Raw genomic sequence first — 16667 nt, 5'->3', positions numbered from 1 at the left:
TTTTTTAAAGGAATCAGGTTCCGCTTTCGGCGGGGCTCGTCCGTCATCGCCATCGATCGCTCCCTGCTCGGCTGTTCATTCCTCTCCGCCGCGCTATTGAATCAACATCGGCGGTCTCGTGCGGCTAACGGGCGGCGCTTTCGCAACAGCGCGTGCCTGACATGTTTGTGAATTTGGTTCTCGACACCAGATTGGTGACCGCAAGATCGGTGATCGCAAGATAAAACGAGTGGCAGGGAAGAAAGCTCCGCGTCGATTCATTCAATCACGGCGTTCGCTCCTTTCTAAGCTGAAAGCTAAGAAAGCTTCGAGCATTATGGGACAGCTGAAAGAGCTGAGGATCATTGAGAGCCGGTGAAATCGGAGAAGAAACAGCCGATCATTTTCCGGTGACTGGATTTTCCCGTCAGTTTTGGGTCTGACCAACTTTGCTGAACGCATCAAGCCGTCGCCTTTGTTTGCTTAAGCTCGCACAATTTTGGCCATGATGGACTGGATAGGCTAACAGTTGCCCTAGTCGGGTGCTCCTGGATCACGTGAAGTGACGATGTGATGCGGAGAGATGGCCAAAAAATTGCGCGTGGTCCCTCCCGCCTTCGCGGTCCAGGGGCTCGGCCCGGCTCAGGGTTTCGATGACCTCATCGATGAGCTGCTCGGGCATTTCTTCGACGCCTAGCGCGAACTGCACCTCTGCGAGCCGCAGCGCGGGCACTCGTGCAGCTCGGGTCGTAGAAAAAATCGCCTTCGTAGCCAAGCGCGACAGCGGAATCTGGCAATCTCGTTCCCCTCGGTTTCGGACTTCGTGCCAAAGGCGCTCGCTCAGAAGCAGTGGGCACTTCAGAACGGGCAGTTAGTTGGCACGGCGACGGCAATCGCGAAGACTTTGCGCTGACCATCCGCGAAGTCTCACTGGACGCGTATGTAGCTCCGGGAAAAGCGGCATTATTTTACCGATTGCCACCCTTAAAAGTGTTGGAGACTTGTGCCGTCTTGCGCGAAGTTGCAGAAGAGCTCAACCAATGAGAGTGTTCCACAGCTTTCAAGATTCAGGCGCGCCAAACTACTGTCAGATCGAGGCGCACCAAAGGCGGACTTTTCGTCGGCAGATGTAGTGAGCAGAAGGGTGGTCGTTCATACGACTCTCGCAGTACATGCCGAGTGGCAACGAACCCGGCGTGCAGGTCATGACCCTGGGCCAGCTTGCCCGAGGCTTGCAGGGGCCTTCAGCACGACGAGGTGCGGGGCGGATGCACCCGGTGACCGGGTGGTTGATCGGGCGGGATTCCCGGAGCACCGAGGGGGACCGGCAGGCATGTTGCCGCTTTCAGTTGCCTTCGTTAATGGAATACAAAGCCCCGGCTGACACTCGGAAGCCAAAAAAAGCGACCTCGCGTTGCGGCGTTTTATGGCTTTTGCAGAAACCCAAAATATAGATAGGGAAATAAACCTTTCTTCTGGGTTCCCATGAAGCGCCGCGATCTCAGCCACACGATCCGCGAGAACCTTAAGAAGCTGCCGCCGCCCTACGACTCCCATTACGGGATAGTCCCGCCTGCCCCCGGAGGATGGTGTGTTCGTTGGAGGAGCGACAAAGGCCTTGGAAGCCGCCCAAGCGCCGTTCGGCAAGGTCGACGCTATTGCGGCCCAGATGAAGGACCCCTACATCGTCAGTCGGGTCCTTACCAGACGCGAGGCAGTCAGTTCCACGTCGATCGAGGGTGCCCAGAGCACTCTCGACGAGCTGCTTTCCGTCGAAGAGTCGGGTGACGAGGGCGCCCGGCACGAAGGGCGCCAAGTCCGCAACTACGCCGTTGCCTTGGACGGATTCATCCCGAAAGCCGCCAAGGGCGGCTACAGCGTCTTCACGATGGACCTGATCAAGGATCTCCATCGCGCCGTGATGAAGGACGACCCCGACTATAAGGACGTTCCCGGCGACCTCCGCACGCGTTGTTTGGATAGGCGGAAACAAAGACATCGCATATTCTAGTTTGAATCCTCCCCCTCCTGCCGACGTCCCCGACTGCCTCGCGCAAACGGTCGATTACTTACGGAACGAGGGGATGCAGCAGATGACGCAAGGGTTCATCACGCGCATGGCGATCGCGCACACCCATTTCGAGGCAGTGCACCCCTTTCGCGACGGCAACGGACGTGTCGCTCGCCTTCTACTTCCGCTCATGATGGCGGCGGAGAAGCATGTGCCGCTGTACCTTTCGCCTTACATCGAAAGCAAAAAGGCGCGTACTACGCTTCGCTTAAGGATGCTCAACAACGGCTCGACTGGGAGCCCATCATCACCTTCATGGCCGACGCCGTGACCGGTACCCTCGAAGAACTCATACAAACCCGGACGGCACTTTCGGAATTGTCCGAGCGCTGGAGACGGCGCCGAAAATTCCGAAAGGGATCTGCGGCCATGCGAGCCTTGGACGAACTTCATAACTATCCGGTCGTGACTGCGAAGCGGCTCGGCCAACTGCTCGATATCTCGCCTGCACAGATAAATCAGGGCATCGCGCAATTGCAAGAAGCCGGCATTCTGCAAGAGAGGACCGGATACGCGCGCAATCGAATCTACGCCGCTCCCGAAGCTCTCGCTATCATTAACCGTCCGTTCGGCGAAGAGCCTATCTTTGCCGAGGTCGATCCGGACGAGATTGATCCGGACGAGGTTTCGGCCGGCCCAAAAGGGCCGTGACCCGCGTTATATTCGAGGATCTTCCCTGCGTTCCACGTACTTCGCATAGCCGATCCGATCGTAGTCATGGCCGCGGATCTCGATGTTCTCGCTGCCACTTCGAAGTGGGCCACAGCGATCGCGGTGCTCTGGACGGTATCGCCGTCGCGCACGGGGGACGGCGAACTCGCCGATATATTCCTCTCTTTTTACCTTCGCCGAACCACATCTCGTATTTGGTCGAGACCGGAACGTGGACTGTGTCTTCCGCGACCGCCATAGGCTCTATGGCGTAGAAGAAGTGGTCCTCTCGGAATTCGACGTCGATCTGGATGGGCTTCGCGAGCTTCTTCGTGAAGTAAGCTGTGAAATCGACGGCTCTCATCTTCGGCTCCTCTAATGCCGAAGATTCTATTGCCGGGTCTGCAAGACGCGATCGGCGCGAAAACTCAGCCTAGAGCGAGCCGACGAGGGCGGTACCTGCGGCGACATAGTCGTCGGCGGATCCGCAGAATATCCGAGATGCGTCTGCTGCGGCGAGAAAGCAGATCCGTCGCCAAATCGACCGCGATCGTTGCCAACCGGTACGTTCCCCCGACCATGCCCGCGACTTCCTCGTCGGCAATCCGAGCGTTACCGACGAACGTGCGGGTCTCGGCGTCGATGCAAGTGACAGTGCCGGGCTCGACGGATCTTCGGTTCCGGAGACGATTACGTCGCAGTTCCGATAAGGCAGTCTCCGCTTGCAGGCGCTCGATCGGGCCGAGGACACGTCGCACTTCCTTTTCGGCGCGCCGGATAAGCGCATCGCCGCGGCTAAGTTTCTTCGAGCGGAGAACCTCTCGTGCGTTCGATGATTGGTCGGCACAGGTGAACGAGTGAGGCGACCGATCGTTTCGATTTGAAAGCTCGCGAGGACGGGCGAGGACCGGTTCGCTTCATCGGAAAGAATGCGTTGCCTTCGAAACGGCGGCTCCAACGAATTCCCAAGGATTCGTTGAGGAAGAATCGAACGAGCATCTTGTCGGGATCGCCGCGACATTCAGCCTTAAACTTCCGGTAGGCAAGGCGAGAGCAAGACCGGCAGGAACGAGGAGCGATGCCGCTACTGGCCGATGAAAGGCTTGCGGCGCTGGTAGCGGCGGTTTGTCAAGCACCTCAACGTGAACAAAAAATGCGGGTTCAAAAGATTGCGGAAGCGCTGCGCGAGTATAAAGGGCTTTATTTGGTCCCCAATTGCAACTTGGATTTCAAAAGACTTATGGAGAATTGGGAGCAGTCGACGTGCGCCATTCCACAAAACTTGGATGCCGCCCCATCAGGGTCGCCTCGCACATGCACTGCGCGATTGAGAGACTGTCGGGCGCTTCGATTGTCAGCTTTGAGACAACTGTTGGAAGTTGACGCGACACACTCTTACGAAATTCCTGCAAAAAATACGAATTCAGTTCGGCACGCAGCTTGCTTCGTCAGGACCTCATCACCAATCGCAGTGCGGTGATGTTCGGGGCGGACCCGGCGCGGGTTGACGCCACTGTCTGGTCTCCCCAAGGATTTCCCTGCGGCGATAACTTAAGGAGCCGGGTCGTGATCCGGGAAAGTGCAGGCAGTCTTTGATGCAATCGAGAGTTCTTTTTTGGGGTGCCACGACAATTGCGCTCGTCGCAAGCGGTGCGGCCAGGGCGCACCTTGAGCCAAAAGTGAAACTGCCCGCGGCGGTGTGGAACTGGCGAGGCGGCTATCTTGGCGGACACGTCGGCGGTGGGTACGGCCGAACCTCCTTCAGCAATCCCTTCGGTCCATCAATCTATGGAGGCATCGTCGATACCCCAGTGTTCGTCGGAGGTGGTCAGATCGGCTACAACTGGCAGAAGGAGAGCTGGGTGTTTGGCGTCGAACTGGATGCCAGCGGTGCTGTCTCTGACGGCACAAATACCTGCCTCGCCCCCTCCGGCTTCGTTGTGAGCGCAAACTGCAACGCAGGCCCGAATCTCGTCGCCATGGGGACTGGCCGCGTTGGTTACGCTTTCGGAGCACTTGGCCACACGCTGGCCTATCTCAAGGGAGGCGTAGCCTGGCAAAACAATCAAGGCGACGTCGTCAACAACTTTGAAAACCGACGCGGCCTACAGGGGAAAACCCATTTCGACTATGGTAGGATCGGTGGCGTCATCGGGCTGGGCGTCGAGCAAGCCCTTACGCCCGCATGGTCCGTGAACCTCGAGTATGACTATCTGCATTTTGGCGGGCCGGGTGTCGCGACGGCTTCGACAGTACAATTGCCACCGCCCGCAATTCTGCCGGCGAACACTACCGATCTGTCCAGCAGCTATCACATCGGAAAGATTGGCCTGAACTACCATTTTGACACGGAGCCAAAGGCCGCACAATGGTCCAATGCGCCGCTGTACGCGAAGGGACCGGCCAGCGTGCGGCCCATTCCCCACGTGGACGGTTGGTCATTCGAAGGCGGCTCGCGGCTCTGGCTCAGCCGCGGACGATTCCAGTGGGATCACAGCCCAGCGCAGTATCGCGAACTTGAAGACCCCAGCATACTCATATCGAGGCTCACTTATCACGGACTGGACGGACTTTCCGGCGAGCTATTCGGCCGTCTTGACAGTCCCTGGGGAGTGTTCCTGAAGAGCAACCTTGGTACCGGGCGTTTCGACAAAGGGAAGATGAACGATGAAGATTGGCTGCCCCACAAGGAGCGGCCCTACCAAAACACCCTTCAAGGTCAGTCAAACGGAAGGTTCACATATTACACGGCCGACGTCGGTTACGATCTCCTGCGCAGTACGAACTACAAAGTCGGTGGATTTATAGGCTGGACCTATTACGGCCAGAACTCGGACGGGATTGGTTGCGTCGAGTTCGCTAATCCGCGGCATCGATGTCTTGACCCAGGTGACAACAGGATCGTTGGCAGCCAGGATACGCAATGGAATGCGCCTCGAATCGGCCTGAGCGCCGAAACCATGCTGACCGAGCGCTGGCGCCTGAACGTCGATGTCGCTTACTTGTCCTGGACCGATTTCATCGGGCGCGACAATCACCTTCTTCGCCCCGAGACCACCTTTTCGGAACAACGCGGCAATGGTGGCGGCGGAGTCCAGCTTGAAGGCGTGCTGTCCTATTTCCTCAGCGACAACATCAGCATTGGCGTTGGTGTCCGCTATTGGGCCATGTGGACCAAAAAGGACGCCGTCTCCATGGGTTGCAGCAATGGCTGCTTCGAGCACCTGCCCTCATTTGCGAAGTACAGCATGGAGCGCTGGGGTACGTTCTTTCAGGCGTCCTATAGGTTCGATTGAAAGGTACCAGCAGCCAGGCTCCAGGCTCTTCGATCCCATCCTGAGCCCTACTGCTGACCATCGAGGTCGGCGCCAAATCTGGCGCCAATGCCGATGGTATCGCGCGACTGCGCCCTTATCCAGCGTCGACCCCCATGTGTGAAAACCCGATGTTGATCAACAGCATGGGCAAGCGAGCGGAGCTGCTGGCCCCGCACAAGATCATCCCAATGGGACAACAGAATGCTCGTCGATCCGTTGGCCGAAGCCGAAATTCACCTCAGTGAGGTTCGGCCCGGTGCGTTGCCGACGGCTTGGAACACAACCGTCATGAGCGCAGTCAACGGATCCCGATGGACAGCCTCGCTTTGCGGGCTCGGACATGACATCGCGGCGACGTATTGTTCGACGCTGCTGCGATATACGGCGCATCATTTCGCGAGGACCTCCGGTGAACCGATCGAGGGTGCCGCGCCATGAGCTGGATCAGCACGGGTCGATCCTTGTGCGGCGGAGCGCCGGGCAGCGGGGGAGACACTAGCAGGATCAGCCTTGACATACGCCGCGGAGAATCGAGAACGAGCAGATCGCGCCGCTGCGGCACAAACAGACCGGGCAAGGCCGCTTCAAAGCTCTGGCACATCGCCTATCTTTCACGACCGTCGGCTCGCGCACGAAGCTGATGCAGCACTGGGCTGACCGGATCGACAGCTTTGCAGATCCAAGAAAGATTCTGCCGATCACGGGAATCCTTGAAAACTGCGCAAACTAGCCTAGTTTGCGCCTTCCGTCATGTGCTCGGCTTAATGCGCGGAAGGGACATGTGATAAGCGTCAATGGAATCGGCACCGACCATGGTCTGGCCCTCCATTTTGTAGGCGATGATCTTCCCCTTCTTGATCAGCTTGTAAGCCTTGGTTCGGCCGAAGCCGCCCCGCTCCAACGCACCAAGATCGGGGAGCTGACGCTGGAGAACGATTCCTAAGAAACGGCGGCACCGACTTTCGGCTCCAAGGGCTGGAGAACAAAGCCGAATGCCTTGGCAAGCCGATGTAAATTGTTGACTACTCGCGTTCGGTAACGCGTCTCGTAGGACGAGGCCCCCGGATCGACATAGTCCATTCCGTATCGCACAGCATTGTAGAACAGAACTGCGATCTTGCGGGCCGTGGTGGTCACGGCCTTGGCCTTGCCGATGCGCGCTGAGAGCCGTCTTAAAAGGCGCCGAGCGCGGTGTCCGTACGACCCACGGTCACGGCAGCAAGGTGCAGAAGTGCCGCCGCCCGGCCGCCGGATCGGCGGGTTCGGGACCAGAGCATTTTGCCGCCGGAGACCTTGTTACTCGGCGCCATTCCCAGCCACGAGGTAAAATGCTTTGCACTTGGCCACGAGGAGAGGTCGTCGCCGCATTCAGCGATCAGCTTCAGCGAGAGGTAAGAACCGAGGGCCGTCGATCGTGGTGATGTCCTTTCCGAGCAACGCGAACAGCGCCTCGCGGACGTCGAAAGCTGGAGCGTTCGCCTGATCGGTTCGGTTCCGACGCCGCGAGGCCCGCGGCGCTGATCCATGGTACGACCGCGATGGATGCTCAGTTCCTTCAACACGGCTTCGATCCGGGCGTCGCAGGCAGATGCCTTCTCGTGGTGGGCGTCGTAAAGCGCAAGTGCTTGCTCGAGCGCAAACAGATGCTCGGCGCGATAGCTTCCGGTGAGCGCCTCCGCGATCGTCTCGGCGCTGGAGTGGCAACTGTAATGGCGCAAGCAAGCCAGCGCCTCCGGATCGCGGTCGCCGGCAAGGATCGCCCGTATGATACGGAGGCCGGTCGCGCCGGTGATGTCGGCGACAACGTGGTGCAGCTGAAGATTCATCTCCGTTAAGGCCTTCTGCATATGCTGGATGTGTGAGCCCGCGTACTCCAGCAGACGCTCGCGCTGACGCACGTAGGCTCGCAGCTCGGCAATCTTGCCTTTGGGCCGAAAGCTGGCCCGCAGCAACCCGAATGAATGGAGCCGCTGCAGCCATTGCGCATCGCTGACATCGGCCTTGCGCCCCGGCACGTGCTTGGCATCGCGCGCGTTGACAAGCAACACGGTAAATCCTCGGGCAGAAGCTCGAAAATCGGAATCCAGTAGACGCTGGTCGATTCCATGACGACGGTCTCGACGCCGCATTCAGTAAACCAGTCGACCAACCCGATGCAGATCGGCCGTGAAGGTACCGAAGCTGCGGACTGGCTCCGGTGCGCGATCTGCCCTCACACCAGCCATATCCATAGTCGCTCCGACGTCGATGGCACCCGCGTTCGGGTGCACCATCGGCATCTTACCACCGTTCCTCGACTTCGATCTTTTGGGGCTCATATATCCAATCCTCCTGCTGAGCGCAAAGCGATGATCGACCGTGAGCACGACCTGCCGATCACGAAACAGGCGGAAGTTTTGAAGATCAGCCGTGGCAGTGTCTATTATCTACCGCGTCCGGTATCGCCCGCCGACCTCGCGATCATGCGACGGCTCGACCGGCTGCACCTGGAGTTTCCTTTCGCCGGTTCGCGAATGTTGCGAGACCTGCTGGCTGCCGAGGGGTGCAAGATCGGCCGCCGGCATGTCAAAACGCTGATGCGGCGGATGGCGATAGCCGAGGAGAAGTATAGAGCATGGGTTGAGAGCAGCTCGCTCCGCCATATTGGCCAATTGCGCATGTGTGCCGCCGCCATGAAGCGCTGCAGATCCATTTTCCTCCAACCAGAAGTCCCCGCGCTGCCACGTAAATCTAGTTTCTCTTGGAAGAGAGCCACAGAAGAAGGTCGGCTCGTACTCGATCGTGTAAAAGGTGGCTTGCTGTTCGAGTTAGAATGCTTCCGAGGAGCTGACCAATTATTGATGCAGGTGTCTCAATCCTTGCAGCCGAAGTGTGAGGAGGCGCGCAAGATCTAGTGTACGAAACGCTCAAACCTGAAGCCGAGATGGCACACCTAGGCGAGAAGCGATGTGTTCGTTCGCTGCGTACACTGTTTCTCGCAGCGTTATTATTCGGACAGGTTCTACATGAGCCACGACGGCAAGTACGAATCTCTATGAGGCATCGCAAATGACAAACGAACGCGAGCTGGAGCGCTACAAGCAAGAGAATGCGCGCCTCAAAGAGTTGGTTGTGCGGCTATCTGAAATTGCCTTACTGCGACGTGGTAAAGCGCGTCGAGGGCCAAACACTCGGACATCCCGCGAGTCTCAGGCGCAGCGTGGCTACGCTTTCAGAGCAGGGGGGCGGACCCCGCCCTCGTCTCCCAGGCAGAGACGGGGGCGGGGCCACTGATTTCTAGTCATCCTGAGTGTGAGCAGGCACATGCAGATGGAACAGCTGGAGGCCCTCGTCGCGCGGCAGCGCGATGACCTGACGCTGATACGCGAATGCTGCTGTATCCCAGCGCCCAGTGAAATGCGCCGACAAAAAGCGCGTAGCCGCGGGATTCGAGCGTCAACACAGGGCTTAACGCAGTAATCAAGATGACATTGTTGTTAAAGTAGCAGTCAATTTTTTGTGACAATCGCCGGGCGGGTCACCAAACGGCGTGCCAGGAGAGGGGCCATGGCTGACCACCTGCCCGCAGTCCTAGAAGAGTTTGATTGCTCCACCGATGCAGCTCTCAAGCGCGTGTCCGGGCCGCCGCCGATGCGGCCTTCTACGGCACATCCTAAGTCGCTCAACAATGCGATTCTGGCGAGAATTTCTCTGCTAGACCTTTCTGCAATAGGGGAATGCCTTGAGCCGATCGTCCTGAAGGGACGTATGGTTCTGCAAGAGCCGAAAAGGCATGTTGAGCACGTCTATTTCATAGAGTCGGGCCTCGTCTCGCTCAGGGTTGTCGCGGCGGGAAGTATGCTTGAAATGGCAGTCATAGGATGTCGAGGTGTGGTCGGCGCTTCGTTTTTGTGGGGAGGACACCTTTCGACGCATCAATCTGTGGTGATCTTTCCCGGAAGCGCGCACAGGATCCGCGTCGAGGATTTGCGTAGGGTGATAAAGGAGCGTCCCAACATCCGAGAACATCTCTTCGAGTACGTTCAAGCGCTGACATTTCAGTGCGTTCAAGCAGGATTGTGCGGGGTTCGGCACCATCTCGAGCAGCGGCTCGCGAGCTGGCTTTGTTTGGCGAGTGATGCTGTTCAAGCTCGTGTGCTGCCAGTTACTCATGACTACCTTTCGTCCGTCTTAGGACTGCGCCGTGCCGGCGTAACGGAGACGCTAATCCGATTCGAAGAACAGGGGCTGATCCGCAAGATGCGCGGCGTTTTGCAGATCGATGAACGCAAGTCCCTCGAGCAAAAGGCATGCTGTTGTTACAAGCTTGTCTCAGGTGCCTATGCCTCGTCTCGGTCCGTATCTCGGTAAAGAGCCAATGAGCTAAGACGTCCACCTCTTCAGTTCATTGTCTTGAGACGAGTTGGTTCTCTGGGGCGATTCATCAACCGGCCTCGGAGACTCTGGCCTCCGAGGTCGGCCGTCATCGGGAGCGAGGCGGTGATCTCTCCGCAATGTTTAAGCGATCACTTTCGAGCTGAAACAGTTTGGAGGATATTCATGAAAATGGAGCGCGCTGCTTGGCCTCAGGTGAGGAGCGATCTTGTGTCCGTACGGCAAGGCGCCGCGACGTTCTTGGGGAATCTGTCGGCCGACGTCATCAGCGGCGCGATAGGTCGGCAGAACTGGGCCGCAACATGGACAGAGATTGGAGATGCTCGGTGCCTTCTTGCTGAGCTAAATATCAAGAAAAAGGCCTTCGAAGAGGCGACCGAGGCCTGGCTTTGTGCGCTAACGGCCTTTGAAGTTGCCAAGCACCTAGTTGATGAAGACGATCCAAAAAGTGGAGACATTTCGGCGAAAGTCGAGGCCACTATACAGAAGTTAGGATTGTCTCTGCAGCAGAAGCTGGAGCGGGTGCGAATTGCGTGCTGCGATCAAGCTGAACTTCTAGCCCACTATTTGCCCGCCGGAAATCCCGAATTATCCGCGCCGGCGATCATTTGCATCGCCAGAGAACAAGAAGCAGGAGCGACGCTGCTCGGGAGACTGTTGCCCGCGTTGATTGGTCGCGGCATGGCGGTTCTGATCGTCTCTTACGACGATGTCTCAAATAGCTCGGGTATCCCATCGGAAACATTGCTGTCTTGCTGTTTGGATTACTTGTCAGTTCGGCCTGAGATTAATGCCGGCCGGATCGGCGTCTACGGAGAAGGATCGTCGGCCGCTCTAGCGACCGACTTCGCTGCGTCTGATAGCCGCGTTGCTGCGGCGGTTTGCGACGGCGGCATTTGGAACTGGGCGAGGACTATGGCGTCGGTCCGCTGGATGACGAGAACTGCAGATATGGTGGATGACGACGAAATGTCAGCGCGTCGCTCCCGATTAGTGCGACGGGTGACATGCCCAGTTCTCGTGGTCGCCGGAGGGCGCGCCATCATCAGCGTGTCGGAGGCGATCAAACTTCAATCTGACTGCCTGGAAGCGCACATCGACATGGAATTGGCTATACCGCCTATGATCCGGACCATCGCTGGGGAGATCGAAGATTTCGTGTCTTTCGACGATCGCGTGTTAGGTTGGCTAGAGCATAAGCTCAAAATGAGTGGCCGGCGCGGACAAACGGAATCCGCTTTTGGCCCAGTCAGTATGCCAAAACCAACATTAGGGTTGGCCAATGCTCACGAGCAGCCGAGCTGACACACTCAGGCGAGAAACGAGAATTTTCGTCCGTTCCGTACTGTGTTCATCGGAGTGACGCCGACCAGATTCAGGTATTACTTGCCGCATCATGACAGCCAGCGATAGCAGCGGCCCTGAAGCATCGGAGACGCAGATGAGCAGCGCGAGTTGAGGCGCTGCAAGCAAGACGTTGCACGCCTCAAAGCGCTGGTTATGCAGCTCTCATAAACTTTACCCACCATAGTGGAAAGGGCTGAGCGTGGACCGAATTAGAAGAGCCAGAATGACAAGCCGGACTGAGACTCGCGAGAAAATGGCATTGCAATGAAATCATTTCCTTTTCTGCGTTTTCGGCTGGACAAGAGTGGTGCGACCTCCATCGAGTACGGCCTGATCGCGGTGGTGATCTCCCTTGCTCTTGTCGTTGCGCTGACCGGTCTTCGCACAAACCACAACCTTGATTGCAGTTCATCGCCTTCACCTAACTTCTCGACCGGCCAGCTTGACAAGTTGGGTTTCGTACGTGAGCCCAGTAAGATATCTTCGACAAAACTACCGCTGGTTCCTCAGATCGATGAGGTGAAGGGAATAGATAATAATGCTGCGGTGCATGGGCCGGAGTAACGTCGTCCTTCTGCCTTCAGCTTGCATTGACCGGAAGAAAGCAAGCACGTCAGGGCCTGCCATCTGCTTCGATTCCTGGAAAGTTACGCCCGTGGACGTTTGTTCTTCCGATACCGAGAAAAATACCAACCAAGTCGGCGACTGGACGCGAATGAGAACAAGCGATGACGAGCAGGATGGAGACCCGTGACCGAGTCCAAGCATCGGTGAACAGGTCTGCGACTATGCCGACCTTTAGAGTGATGGCTACAATCCGTTCCGTGCTTGCAAGAAGCAACTCACTGTCAACGCCTCGACGCCGCGACCCGGCTTCACCGAGCCGCAGGATGTGGTTCGCCTCTTCAAGCTGATCATGCCCACATGGGAGAAGGCCAGATTCAACGATGTGATCGGCGATGCCCTTCGACTCAAGCCACTGACGATCCCTCGACCTAACATCATCAACAACATGGAATGGACTTAGGTCGATTGGAGTGCCGAGCGTTGGACCATTCCCGCGGCCAAGATGAAAACCGGCTGGGAACATGTCGTGCCGCTGTCGCGGCAAGCCATCACTATCCTGCGACGCGTGCAGAAGGTCACCGGCAATCGGCGCTACGTGTTCGCTTGCGCCGAAGATGCACCGCTTTCCAACAGAACGCTCTGTAGTCGGCTGCGTGCGCTTGGCATCGACACCAAGAACGAACATTGCGCTCATGGCTTCCGCACCACGTTTTCCACTCTTTGCCACCACGAGGAGACCAAGGAAGAAGGTGTGGGATGGCGATGTCATCGAACTGCAACTGGCGCATCTCGAAAGTGACTCAGTGAAAGCAATCTACAAACGGCACGGGCCGCTGGCCTTGATCGGCTCGCGTACGAAGCTGATGCAGCACTGGGCTGACCGGATCGATAGCTTTGCCGATCCAAAAAGGATTGTGCCGATCAAGGTAATTCTTGAAAACTGCTCGAAGTAACTAAGCTGAGCGCCTTCCGATCATGTGCTCGGCTCAATGCGAGGGAGGGTCATATGGTAAGCGTCGATGGAATCTGCATCGACCATGGTTTGGCCCTCCATTTTGTAGGCGATGATCTTTCCCTTCTTGATCAGCTTGTAGGCCTTGGTCCGGCCGAAACCGCCCCGCTCCAACGCCTTTTTTAACGGAATCAAGTTCCGTTTCTGGCGGGGCTCATCCATCATCGCCATGATCATTCCCGCTCGCTATTATCCTGTGGGCCGCCGCAATTTGGTCCTGGGAGTACTTTGAGACCGGATTTGGCCGAGGCACCGATCACGACGGCAACGCCGATGCCTTGACATCTTGACCATTGGGAAAGGAAAGAAAGCTCTAGGCAAATCATTAAATCGCGGGCTTCTCTCGGTAGTCTAGTGAAAGCAAAGGAAGCTTCGAGTATTATGTGACAACTAGAAGAGCCGGGCATCCTTGTGAGCCAGTGAGATCGGAGAAGAACATAGCAATCACTTTCCGTTGACTCGCTTTTTGCGTCAGGCGATTCGCATTCCTATTGACGACGTGGCTTCTGACGACGTGGCTTCGCAGGAATGGCCCTTGATCCTCGCGCTGCTCATAGTCAGCCTAGCTGACAGGCAAGCATCCGCGATTCGCTCTCGTTCGCTGCGCTACTTCGATCGGACAAGTGCGTGCCGGCCGTCGGTTTGCGTTTGTGGACTGGCGTTTCCGAGCTCCGTCTTTCCTACCGCGAGCGACAGTCTGAGATTGTTGAGCAACATCGGATTTGCGGGTTCCGTTGCGAGAGCTTGGCGGTACATCGCTTGCGCCTCGTGATGGCGGCCCTCGTGATCGAGAACAACACCCTTGGCATTCAGTGCGCGCAGGTTGCCCGGTGCTGCCAACAAGACGGTATCAAGCACCTCTAGCGCCTCACCTGGGGATTTGCGCGCCAGCAGGGCCCGCGCAAGAGGAATCGCCGCATCGACGTTGTCCGGTTGTCGCTTCAACGCATCTCGCAGAGGCTCCTCATCAGCATCCTGACTGAGGGCGTGCGAAATGGGCTCGCGCATAGCAGGGTCTGCCCCGTTGGCGCTGGCTAGCTCTGATGTGGGCGTCTGTTGCGGTGAAGGACTCGACCTATCGGAGCTAGCGCAACTTCCGAGCAGCACAATGGCGAGCAGGGCGAGAAAGGCTGAGCGCGAGTTCGGGCGAAAGGAGCAGAAGTGTGGCCGGGTACTTATCTCACATGAATTCATAGGCTGTCTCACGACGGGCTGTTGCCCTGCTAACTCGCAGCGGTAAAGACCCCACCACTCTCCGAAGATTGTGCCCTATCCTTGTCAGCTGGAAGCTTTATGGATCCAATCGGCTGGATGGTGAAGTCCGAGGCTAGATCCTGATAGGACAGAACGGGAAGATCGATCCCGTTGCGGGTGAGAAAACCACGTACGAAACGCCGGATGTCCATCGCACCGAGAACGACGGGCTGGCTCTGACTTTGTGCGATGGTCGAATGGATTTGACGGAACTGTGCGAGCAGCTTCTCGCTCTGCCAATCATCCAAAACAAGGTATGGGCCGACAGCGGTTTCGCGCACCGCGCCGCGCACAATGTCCTCGGTCTCACGCTCGATGATAAAGGCGGCCACAACTCGGTGGGCATTGGCGTAGCGAAAACAGATCTGCCGTTTCAGAGTGGCACGAACATATTCAGTGAGCAGGACGGCGTTTTTCTCGCGCTCACTCCACTCTGCCAGTGCTTCCAGGAGCAGGCGGGTGTTGCGAATGGGAATGCCCTCATCGAGTAGGCGGCGCAGGACCTCGGCGATCCGAGGGATTGTTGTCGTACGCAGCACCTCCTTCACCAGATCAGGGTATTCCTGCTCCATCCGGCCTAGCAATTCACGGGTCTCTTGAATGCCCACCAAGCGCTGGGCATAGCGTGTCAATGTGGAATGGAGACGTAAGGCAAGAATTTCGCTCGGACGGTGGTAACCGATTCCGGCGGTTTTCAGAGCGGCTGTATTGCCTTCTTCGATCCAGACCCGATTCGTGTCCGGGTCTTGCCGAAAGGGTATGCCGCTCAGTTCAATGTTCGCCAAATCGTCGTTGAGCGCCAGGTGCGTCGTATCGATCACATCACGTTCAACTGGCACACTGTCGACATCCACCCTGAATTGCGACTTGGATAGCTGCTGATCAACCTGGGCCGGAATGCGCGGAATTGTGATGCCAAGATCCGCCGACACCAGCGTTGAAACGCGCGCGATGCACCGTTCCAACTCGTCTTTGTCGATCGCAAGCGTCAGGTTTGGCGAAAGAAATAACGCGATCGGAAGTGCTTCCGCATGCACGGCTTGCTTCTGAGCCTGTGCTGGAATCGAAGCCGAGGCGGTGACACTTGCGCCTGTCTTAGCGGCAGCCTTGCCTGCTTTCGTACCAACATTGACGTAGCTTGTTGCAGCGAAGAGCACAGCCAGGATTACAAACGGCGGCAAAGGGAAGCCAGGAACGAGTCCCATCAGCAGCAAGACGCATGCAGCCAACCGTAGTGCTTGTGTGCTCGCCGTAAGTTGGTTGACGATATCGGTACCGAGTTTGAGCTTGGAAGGGCCGTTGACACGCGTGACGATGGTCGCGGCCGTAATCGACAGCAGCAGCGCCGGAATCTGTGAAATGAGCGCATCACCTATCGTCAGCAGCGTATATTTATGCAGCGCCTCATCGAGCGACATACCCTTGGAGAGTAGGCCGATGCTTATCCCGCCCAGCATATTAATGCAGATGACGATGAGACCGGCGATCGCGTCCCCCTTCACGAACTTCATGGCGCCGTCCATCGCAGCATGAAATTGGCTCTCTTGTTCCAGTTCGGCGCGCCGCCGACGCGCTTCGTGTTGATCGATATGGCTGTTGCGCAGCTCCGCGTCGATCGCCATCTGCTTGCCCGGCAACGCGTCGAGTGTGAAGCGCGCCGACACCTCTGCGACACGTTCGGCGCCTTTGGCAAGAACCATGAACTGCACCATGGTAACGATCAGGAATATGACGATTCCGACAGCGATATTCCCTGAAATGACGAAGTCGCCAAAGGCGTGGATGATGCTGCCGGCGTCGCCCTCCGCAAGAATCAGCCGCGTTGTTGCGATGGTCAGCGCGAGACGAAATACCGTCGAGATCAGGATGACGCCCGGCAAGGACGAAAAATCAAGCGGCGTGCTGAGATTGAGGGCAACCATCAGCAGCAATATGGCAAAGCCAACGTTGAAGCCGATCAGCATGTCAATCACAATGATCGGGATCGGCATGATCATCATAGCGATCGCCAGAAGTAGCATCAACGCGACCATATAATCCGGGTGGGCCGGCGTTCGCACGATGAAGTTACGCAAGACGTTGGCCATCAAGATCC

General features: G+C 57.4%; 12 protein-coding genes and 2 pseudogenes. 10 read left to right on the top strand and 4 right to left on the bottom strand.

The window, feature by feature from the left end:
• Nucleotides 1-1597: 1597 nt before the first annotated feature.
• The 4 genes from RX331_RS27890 to RX331_RS27875 all read left to right on the top strand — a co-directional run bounded on the left by RX331_RS27890 (nucleotide 1598) and on the right by RX331_RS27875 (nucleotide 5997).
• Nucleotides 1598-1990, top strand: a complete 393-nt coding sequence (locus tag RX331_RS27890; protein WP_317252812.1) for a Fic/DOC family N-terminal domain-containing protein — start codon at nucleotides 1598-1600, stop codon at nucleotides 1988-1990.
• 1 nt (nucleotide 1991) lies between these two features.
• Entirely contained in the window at nucleotides 1992-2321 is a 330-nt protein-coding gene (locus tag RX331_RS27885) for a Fic family protein (protein WP_317252811.1), read from the top strand.
• Entirely contained in the window at nucleotides 2306-2701 is a 396-nt protein-coding gene (locus RX331_RS27880; RefSeq protein ID WP_317252810.1) for a helix-turn-helix domain-containing protein, read from the top strand. The genes RX331_RS27885 and RX331_RS27880 overlap by 16 nt, the downstream gene beginning before the upstream one ends.
• A gap of 1679 nt (nucleotides 2702-4380) precedes the next feature.
• On the top strand, nucleotides 4381-5997 hold the full coding sequence (locus tag RX331_RS27875; protein WP_317252809.1) for an outer membrane beta-barrel protein: 1617 nt from the start codon (nucleotides 4381-4383) through the stop codon (nucleotides 5995-5997).
• A 960-nt stretch (nucleotides 5998-6957) separates the two neighbouring features.
• Here the strand turns inward: RX331_RS27875 and RX331_RS39080 are convergent.
• Nucleotides 6958-8336 (bottom strand): annotated as a pseudogene (locus tag RX331_RS39080) (IS110 family transposase).
• A gap of 12 nt (nucleotides 8337-8348) precedes the next feature.
• Between RX331_RS39080 and RX331_RS27865 the strand changes: the two are divergent.
• The 6 genes and pseudogenes from RX331_RS27865 to RX331_RS27840 form a co-directional block, all read left to right on the top strand.
• Nucleotides 8349-8630: pseudogene (locus RX331_RS27865) on the top strand (IS3 family transposase); the annotation flags it as partial.
• A gap of 934 nt (nucleotides 8631-9564) precedes the next feature.
• Entirely contained in the window at nucleotides 9565-10368 is an 804-nt protein-coding gene (locus RX331_RS27860) for a Crp/Fnr family transcriptional regulator (protein WP_317252807.1), read from the top strand.
• Between the two features lie 189 nt (nucleotides 10369-10557).
• Nucleotides 10558-11697 carry a hypothetical protein gene (locus tag RX331_RS27855; protein ID WP_317252806.1) on the top strand — a complete coding sequence of 380 codons (1140 nt, stop codon included), beginning with the start codon at nucleotides 10558-10560 and terminating at the stop codon, nucleotides 11695-11697.
• A gap of 306 nt (nucleotides 11698-12003) precedes the next feature.
• Complete coding sequence (locus RX331_RS39075) at nucleotides 12004-12303, top strand: Flp family type IVb pilin (protein WP_410708020.1); 300 nt, start codon at nucleotides 12004-12006, stop codon at nucleotides 12301-12303.
• Between the two features lie 505 nt (nucleotides 12304-12808).
• Nucleotides 12809-13105, top strand: coding sequence for a tyrosine-type recombinase/integrase (locus RX331_RS27845; protein WP_317252805.1), 297 nt, complete (start codon nucleotides 12809-12811; stop codon nucleotides 13103-13105).
• Nucleotides 12999-13259: a hypothetical protein gene (locus tag RX331_RS27840; protein ID WP_317258381.1), complete on the top strand. Its 261-nt coding sequence runs from the start codon at nucleotides 12999-13001 to the stop codon at nucleotides 13257-13259. Before RX331_RS27845 ends, RX331_RS27840 begins: the two co-directional genes overlap by 107 nt.
• A 20-nt stretch (nucleotides 13260-13279) precedes the next feature.
• Here RX331_RS27840 and RX331_RS27835 read toward each other — a convergent pair whose 3' ends face one another.
• From RX331_RS27835 to sctV, 3 genes are all read right to left on the bottom strand, one after another.
• On the bottom strand, nucleotides 13280-13489 hold the full coding sequence (locus tag RX331_RS27835; RefSeq protein WP_317252804.1) for a hypothetical protein: 210 nt from the start codon (nucleotides 13487-13489) through the stop codon (nucleotides 13280-13282).
• 435 nt (nucleotides 13490-13924) lie between these two features.
• A complete protein-coding gene (locus tag RX331_RS27830; RefSeq protein ID WP_317252803.1) occupies nucleotides 13925-14326 on the bottom strand; it encodes a tetratricopeptide repeat protein in 402 nt (133 codons plus the stop codon).
• A 215-nt stretch (nucleotides 14327-14541) separates the two neighbouring features.
• Complete coding sequence (sctV, locus tag RX331_RS27825; protein WP_317252802.1) at nucleotides 14542-16659, bottom strand: type III secretion system export apparatus subunit SctV; 2118 nt, start codon at nucleotides 16657-16659, stop codon at nucleotides 14542-14544.
• Between the last annotated feature and the right edge of the window lie 8 nt (nucleotides 16660-16667).

It is taken from the genome of Bradyrhizobium sp. BWA-3-5, assembly GCF_032917985.1.
Taxonomy (GTDB): domain Bacteria; phylum Pseudomonadota; class Alphaproteobacteria; order Rhizobiales; family Xanthobacteraceae; genus Bradyrhizobium.
Note: the sequence above shows the minus strand (reverse complement) of the source record. Positions and strands in the feature narration are given on the sequence as shown.

Excerpts from the sequence above, each read along its gene's own strand:
- RX331_RS27855 (WP_317252806.1), top strand. The coding sequence starts at position 10,558 with ATGAAAATGGAGCGCGCTGCTTGGCCTCAGGTGAGGAGCGATCTTGTG.
- sctV (WP_317252802.1), bottom strand. The coding sequence starts at position 16,659 with ATGGCCAACGTCTTGCGTAACTTCATCGTGCGAACGCCGGCCCACCCG.
- RX331_RS39075 (WP_410708020.1), top strand. The coding sequence starts at position 12,004 with ATGAAATCATTTCCTTTTCTGCGTTTTCGGCTGGACAAGAGTGGTGCG.
- RX331_RS27830 (WP_317252803.1), bottom strand. The coding sequence starts at position 14,326 with ATGCGCGAGCCCATTTCGCACGCCCTCAGTCAGGATGCTGATGAGGAG.
- RX331_RS27845 (WP_317252805.1), top strand. The coding sequence starts at position 12,809 with ATGAAAACCGGCTGGGAACATGTCGTGCCGCTGTCGCGGCAAGCCATC.
- RX331_RS27835 (WP_317252804.1), bottom strand. The coding sequence starts at position 13,489 with ATGGCGATGATGGATGAGCCCCGCCAGAAACGGAACTTGATTCCGTTA.
- RX331_RS27860 (WP_317252807.1), top strand. The coding sequence starts at position 9,565 with ATGGCTGACCACCTGCCCGCAGTCCTAGAAGAGTTTGATTGCTCCACC.
- RX331_RS27880 (WP_317252810.1), top strand. The coding sequence starts at position 2,306 with ATGGCCGACGCCGTGACCGGTACCCTCGAAGAACTCATACAAACCCGG.
- RX331_RS27840 (WP_317258381.1), top strand. The coding sequence starts at position 12,999 with ATGGCTTCCGCACCACGTTTTCCACTCTTTGCCACCACGAGGAGACCA.